Origin of the sequence: Rhizobium sp. SEMIA 4085, from assembly GCF_013004495.1 — a bacterium.
Taxonomy (GTDB): Bacteria; Pseudomonadota; Alphaproteobacteria; order Rhizobiales; family Rhizobiaceae; genus Rhizobium; species Rhizobium gallicum.
In genome coordinates, this window is the sequence record NZ_JABEPH010000389.1 from 1 (window position 1) to 5,254 (window position 5,254).

The 5,254-nt window shown below is 59.9% G+C and carries 10 protein-coding genes and 2 pseudogenes; all 12 read right to left on the reverse strand.

The window, feature by feature from the left end:
• Positions 1–77, reverse strand: a pseudogene (locus C9413_RS27185) (30S ribosomal protein S17); the annotation flags it as partial.
• Between the two features lie 12 nt (positions 78–89).
• A complete protein-coding gene (rpmC, locus tag C9413_RS27190) occupies positions 90–290 on the reverse strand; it encodes a 50S ribosomal protein L29 (RefSeq protein WP_022718385.1) in 201 nt (66 codons plus the stop codon).
• Between the two features lie 10 nt (positions 291–300).
• On the reverse strand, positions 301–714 hold the full coding sequence (rplP, locus tag C9413_RS27195) for a 50S ribosomal protein L16 (protein WP_022718386.1): 414 nt from the start codon (positions 712–714) through the stop codon (positions 301–303).
• Between the two features lie 36 nt (positions 715–750).
• On the reverse strand, positions 751–1,470 hold the full coding sequence (gene rpsC / locus C9413_RS27200; RefSeq protein ID WP_022718387.1) for a 30S ribosomal protein S3: 720 nt from the start codon (positions 1,468–1,470) through the stop codon (positions 751–753).
• Entirely contained in the window at positions 1,470–1,859 is a 390-nt protein-coding gene (rplV, locus tag C9413_RS27205; protein ID WP_022718388.1) for a 50S ribosomal protein L22, read from the reverse strand. Before rplV ends, rpsC begins: the two co-directional genes overlap by 1 nt.
• A gap of 2 nt (positions 1,860–1,861) precedes the next feature.
• Positions 1,862–2,140, reverse strand: a complete 279-nt coding sequence (rpsS, locus tag C9413_RS27210) for a 30S ribosomal protein S19 (RefSeq protein ID WP_007531666.1) — start codon at positions 2,138–2,140, stop codon at positions 1,862–1,864.
• Positions 2,141–2,155: 15 nt separating this feature from the next.
• Positions 2,156–2,992, reverse strand: coding sequence for a 50S ribosomal protein L2 (rplB, locus tag C9413_RS27215; RefSeq protein WP_039844639.1), 837 nt, complete (start codon positions 2,990–2,992; stop codon positions 2,156–2,158).
• Positions 2,993–3,003: 11 nt separating this feature from the next.
• Positions 3,004–3,297, reverse strand: coding sequence for a 50S ribosomal protein L23 (locus C9413_RS27220; protein WP_022718390.1), 294 nt, complete (start codon positions 3,295–3,297; stop codon positions 3,004–3,006).
• Entirely contained in the window at positions 3,294–3,914 is a 621-nt protein-coding gene (gene rplD, locus C9413_RS27225; RefSeq protein WP_022718391.1) for a 50S ribosomal protein L4, read from the reverse strand. The genes C9413_RS27220 and rplD overlap by 4 nt, the downstream gene beginning before the upstream one ends.
• A 12-nt stretch (positions 3,915–3,926) precedes the next feature.
• Complete coding sequence (gene rplC / locus C9413_RS27230) at positions 3,927–4,568, reverse strand: 50S ribosomal protein L3 (protein WP_022718392.1); 642 nt, start codon at positions 4,566–4,568, stop codon at positions 3,927–3,929.
• Positions 4,569–4,602: 34 nt separating this feature from the next.
• Positions 4,603–4,911 (reverse strand): 30S ribosomal protein S10, encoded by a 309-nt coding sequence (gene rpsJ, locus C9413_RS27235; RefSeq protein WP_003547547.1) that lies wholly within the window; start codon positions 4,909–4,911, stop codon positions 4,603–4,605.
• A 260-nt stretch (positions 4,912–5,171) separates the two neighbouring features.
• Positions 5,172–5,254: pseudogene (locus C9413_RS27240) on the reverse strand (elongation factor Tu); the annotation flags it as partial.

The window sequence follows — 5,254 nt, forward strand, 5'->3', positions numbered from 1 at the left end:
CGGCGATCAACGCGAACTCCGACAGTCTTCTCGTTCTTGTCGCCAACGACAACGCCCTGCAGAATGCGCTTCGGCATGTTATTTTTCCTTTACGCCTTTGCTTCTGCCGCCTTCTGGCGGGCAATGGTTTTCACGCGGGCGATGTCCTTGCGGACTTCGTTGATGCGCGAGGACTTTTCGAGCTGGCCGGTTGCCTTCTGGAAGCGCAGGTTGAACTGCTCCTTCTTGAGGTTGGCGAGCTTGTCCTTGAGCTGATCGGCCGTGAGGCCGCGGACTTCTTCGGCTTTCATCTGCCTCTCCTTACTCTGCAATGCGCTGAACGAAGCGCGTCTTGACCGAGAGCTTGGCCGAGCCGAGACGAAGCGCCTCGCGGGCGATTTCTTCGGTGACGCCGTCGATCTCGAACATCATGCGGCCAGGCTTGACCTTGCATGCCCAATATTCGACAGAACCCTTACCCTTACCCATGCGGACTTCGGTCGGCTTTGCGGTTACCGGAACGTCCGGGAACACGCGGATCCATACACGGCCGGCGCGCTTCATGTAGCGCGTGATCGCGCGGCGGGCCGCTTCGATTTCACGTGCGTTGACGCGGTTGGGCTCCTGAGCCTTCAGGCCGAATTCACCGAAGGCGAGGTCGGAACCACCCTTGGCGACGCCCTTGATGCGGCCCTTGAATTGCTTGCGGTACTTGGTACGCTTTGGCTGCAACATTTTCTTATTCTCCGAACTTATCTGCCACCAACGCTATCAAGCGTTGTCGCGGCGACGATCGCGATCACGGCTTGCCGGACCCTGAGCGTCACCCTCGAGTGCGCGGCGCTCGGAGGCCAGCGGATCGTGTTCAAGGATTTCGCCCTTGAAGATCCAGACCTTGATGCCGCAGATGCCGAATGCGGTTTCGGCTTCAGCCGTACCGTAATCGATGTCCGCACGCAGGGTGTGCAGCGGAACGCGGCCTTCGCGGTACCATTCGGTACGAGCGATTTCCGCGCCGCCGAGACGGCCTGCGCAGGTGATCCTGATGCCTTCGGCGCCAAGACGCATTGCCGACTGAACAGCGCGCTTCATGGCGCGGCGGAAAGCCACGCGGCGTTCCAGCTGCTGGGCAATCGACTGTGCGACGAGCGTCGCGTCGACTTCCGGCTTGCGCACTTCGACGATGTTGAGGTGCGTTTCGGAGTTCGTCATGTCCGACAGCTTCTTGCGAAGCTTGTCGATGTCTGCACCCTTCTTGCCGATGATCAGACCCGGGCGAGCCGAGTGGATCGTGACGCGGCACTTCTTGTGCGGACGCTCGATGACGACCTTTGCAATACCAGCCTGCTTCAGTTCGCTCATGACGAACTTGCGCATCTTCAGGTCTTCGTGCAGGAGCTGACCGTACTCGGCATTGTCCGCGAACCAGCGGCTATCCCAGGTGCGGTTGATGCCAAGACGGAAACCGATTGGATTGATTTTCTGACCCATTATGCGGCCTCCTCTTGTGCCTGCACTTCGCGGACGACGATCGTCAGGTGGGCGAACGGCTTCTCGATGCGAGATGCACGGCCGCGGCCACGAGCGTGGAAGCGCTTCATGACGATCGACTTGCCGACATAGGCTTCTGCTACGACCAGCGAGTCGACGTCGAGATCGTGGTTGTTCTCGGCGTTGGCGATCGCAGATTCGAGCGTCTTCTTGACGGCGCCTGCGATGCGCTTGCGGGAGAACTCCAGCTCAGCGAGTGCGCGGTCAACCTTCTTGCCGCGGATGGCCGCAGCAACCAGGTTGAGCTTCTGTGGGCTGACGCGGAGCGTGCGGGCGACTGCTTGCGCCTCGTTGTCCTTCAGCCGGCGTTCGGCTTTTGCCTTGCCCATTGTTACTTCCTCTTTGCCTTCTTGTCCGCACCGTGACCGTAATAGGTCCGGGTCGGAGAGAATTCACCGAATTTGTGACCGACCATGTCTTCATTGACGCTGACCGGAACATGCTTGCTGCCATTGTAGACGCCGAAGGTGAGACCGACGAATTGCGGCAGGATCGTGGAGCGACGGCTCCAGATCTTGATTACTTCTGCACGTCCGCCTTCACGAACCTTCTCAGCCTTCTTGAGAAGATAGCCGTCAACGAACGGACCTTTCCATACTGAACGAGCCATTGGAGACTTCCTCTCTTACTTCTTACGCTGATGACGCGAGCGCATGATCATCTTGTCGGTCGACTTGTTCGACCGGGTGCGCTTGCCCTTGGTCGGCTTGCCCCACGGGGTGACCGGATGACGGCCACCCGAGGTGCGGCCTTCACCACCGCCGTGCGGATGGTCGACCGGGTTCATGACGACGCCGCGGTTGTGCGGCTTCTTGCCACGCCAGCGCGAACGGCCGGCCTTGCCATCATTGATGTTGCCGTGGTCCGGGTTGGAAACGGCACCGATCGTCGCCAGGCAGGTGCCGTGGACAAGGCGCTGCTCGCCCGAGTTCAGGCGAAGGATCGCCATGCCCTGGTCGCGGCCGACGAGCTGTGCGTAACCGCCAGCCGAACGTGCGATCTGACCGCCCTTGCCCGGCTTCATTTCCACGTTGTGGATGATGGAGCCGACCGGGATGAACTGAAGCGGCATGGTGTTGCCCGGCTTCACGTCGACGGCCTTGTCGGAAGCGATGACCTTGTCGCCGGCAGCGAGGCGCTGCGGAGCGAGGATGTAGGCCTGTTCGCCGTCCGTGTAGGTTACGAGCGCGATGTATGCCGTGCGGTTCGGGTCATATTCGATACGCTGGACCGTGCCCTCGACGTCAAACTTGCGGCGCTTGAAGTCGACGAGACGATAGGTGCGCTTATGACCGCCGCCCTGGAAGCGGACCGTAATGCGGCCGGCGTTGTTGCGGCCACCCTTGGAGGTCAGGCCTTCCGTCAGCACCTTGACCGGCTTGCCCTTCCACAGGCCAGAACGGTCAACGATGACGAGCTGGCGCTGGCTCGGGGTCGTAGGATTGAATGTTTTCAATGCCATTTTCTTATTCCTCAGAGACCGGTGGAGACGTCGATCGTCTGGCCTTCAGCCAGCGTCACGACAGCCTTCTTCACGTCCTTCTGCTTGCCTACAAAACCGCGGAAACGCTTGGTCTTGCCCTTGCGGAGCAGAGTGTTGACGGCCGTGACCTTGACGCCGAAGAGCGCCTCGACTGCAGCCTTGATTTCCGGCTTCGTGGCCGCCTTGGCGACGTTGAAAACAACCTGGTTGTTTTCCGATACCAGCGTGGACTTTTCGGTGATCGCCGGCGAGACGATCACATCGTAGTGGCGAAGATCGGTCACTTGAAACGCTCCTCTAGAGCTTCAACGGCAGCCTTGGAAAGCACGAGCTTGCCGCGGCGCACGATGTCGTAAACGTTGATGCCCTGGATCGGCAGAACATCGATGTTCGGGATGTTCTTTGCTGCAAGCTTGAAGTTGCCGTCAAGCTCAGCGCCGCCGATGAAGAGCGCATTGGTCAGGCCCAGCGTCTCAAAAACGGATGCGAGAGCCTTGGTCTTTGCTTCAGCAGCGACCAGATTGTCGATGACGATGACGTCCTCGGACTTGAACTTGGCCGACAGAGCGTGGCGCAGGCCGAGAGCGCGAACCTTCTTCGGAAGGTCGTGCTCGTGGCTTCGTGCGACCGGGCCGTGAGCCTTACCACCGCCGCGGAACTGCGGAGCGCGAGCAGAATGGTGACGAGCCCGGCCCGTACCCTTCTGCTTGTACATCTTGGCGCCGGTGCGCGAAACGTCCGCGCGGCCCTTTGCCTGGTGCGTGCCCTGCTGCTTCTTGGCAAGCTGCCAGCGGATGACGCGGGCAAGAATGTCTTCGCGGGGCTCGAGGCCGAAAATCGCGTCAGAGAGAGAAACCTTCCCTGCGTCTTTTCCCTCGAGGGTCTTGACGTTGAATTCCATTGGTCCGGCTCCTTACTTCGCTGCCGACTTGACGGCATCGCGCACGATGATCCAGGCACCCTTGGAACCGGGTACTGCACCCTTGATCAGGATCAGACCGCGATCTTCATCGGTCGAAACTACTTCCAGGTTCTGAGTCGTTACGCGCGTCTGGCCCATGTGACCAGCCATCTTCTTGTTCTTGAAAACCTTGCCTGGATCCTGACGCGAACCCGTCGAACCATGCGAACGGTGCGAAACGGACACACCGTGCGTGGCGCGCAGACCGCCGAAGCCGTGGCGCTTCATGGCGCCGGCAAAGCCCTTACCGATTGTCGTACCCGTCACGTCGACGAGCTGACCTGCAGCGAAGTGACCAGCCTTGAGCTCGGTGCCGACCTCGAGCAGGTTGTCTTCCGAAACGCGGAATTCTGCGAGTTTGGCCTTCGGCTCGACGTTGGCGACGGCAAAGTTGCCGCGCATCGCCTTGGACGTGTTCTTAACCTTCGCCTGGCCAGCACCGAGCTGAACTGCGGTATAGCCATTCTTTTCCACAGTGCGCGTAGAAACGACCTGGCAGCCTTCCATACGCAATACCGTTACCGGGACATGCTCGCCGGCGTCGTTGTAGACGCGGGTCATTCCCACCTTCTGTGCAATCACACCTGAACGCATCGGTTCAATCCTTCCAAATCCGCTCGAGCCAGGCTCAGAGCTTGATCTCAACATCGACACCGGCGGCGAGATCGAGCTTCATCAGCGCGTCCACCGTCTGCGGGGTCGGGTCTACGATGTCGAGGAGGCGCTTATGCGTGCGCATCTCGAACTGCTCGCGGCTCTTCTTGTCGATGTGCGGGGACCGGTTGACCGTAAACTTCTCGATGCGGGTCGGAAGCGGAACGGGGCCCCGGACACTAGCTCCGGTGCGCTTCGCCGTCGACACAATCTCGCGCGTGGAAGCATCGAGAATTCGGTGATCGAACGCCTTCAGGCGAATGCGGATATTTTGGCCGTTCATTCGACGTTATCCTTGTGTTTGTTCTTCGCGTGCCAACAAAACGGCACGGGCTGTTCTTCTTTTCCTAAGGCGGACCACCGGTTTCAAAGATCGAAGGGGACACCGAAAACGATGTCCCTTTCCAGTCTCCAGGCCTTAAGGCCCACCTTGTCTGTTCATTGCCTGCCTCGAAGCCGAAGCAGACGCAAATCGCGCTCGCGCGCCATTTGCTACATTTTTATGTCATAAGCAAGCGGCCCTGGGGCCGCTTGCCTAAAAGATTACTCGACGATCGATGCAACGATACCGGCGCCGACGGTGCGGCCGCCTTCGCGGATGGCGAAGCGCAGCTTTTCTTCCATGG

Bases quoted from the DNA above. Each gene is read 5' to 3' on its own strand.
- rpmC (WP_022718385.1), bottom strand. From the start codon at position 290: ATGAAAGCCGAAGAAGTCCGCGGCCTCACGGCCGATCAGCTCAAGGAC.
- rplP (WP_022718386.1), bottom strand. From the start codon at position 714: ATGTTGCAGCCAAAGCGTACCAAGTACCGCAAGCAATTCAAGGGCCGC.
- rpsC (WP_022718387.1), bottom strand. From the start codon at position 1,470: ATGGGTCAGAAAATCAATCCAATCGGTTTCCGTCTTGGCATCAACCGC.
- rplV (WP_022718388.1), bottom strand. From the start codon at position 1,859: ATGGGCAAGGCAAAAGCCGAACGCCGGCTGAAGGACAACGAGGCGCAA.
- rpsS (WP_007531666.1), bottom strand. From the start codon at position 2,140: ATGGCTCGTTCAGTATGGAAAGGTCCGTTCGTTGACGGCTATCTTCTC.
- rplB (WP_039844639.1), bottom strand. From the start codon at position 2,992: ATGGCATTGAAAACATTCAATCCTACGACCCCGAGCCAGCGCCAGCTC.
- rplD (WP_022718391.1), bottom strand. From the start codon at position 3,914: ATGGAATTCAACGTCAAGACCCTCGAGGGAAAAGACGCAGGGAAGGTT.
- rplC (WP_022718392.1), bottom strand. From the start codon at position 4,568: ATGCGTTCAGGTGTGATTGCACAGAAGGTGGGAATGACCCGCGTCTAC.
- rpsJ (WP_003547547.1), bottom strand. From the start codon at position 4,911: ATGAACGGCCAAAATATCCGCATTCGCCTGAAGGCGTTCGATCACCGA.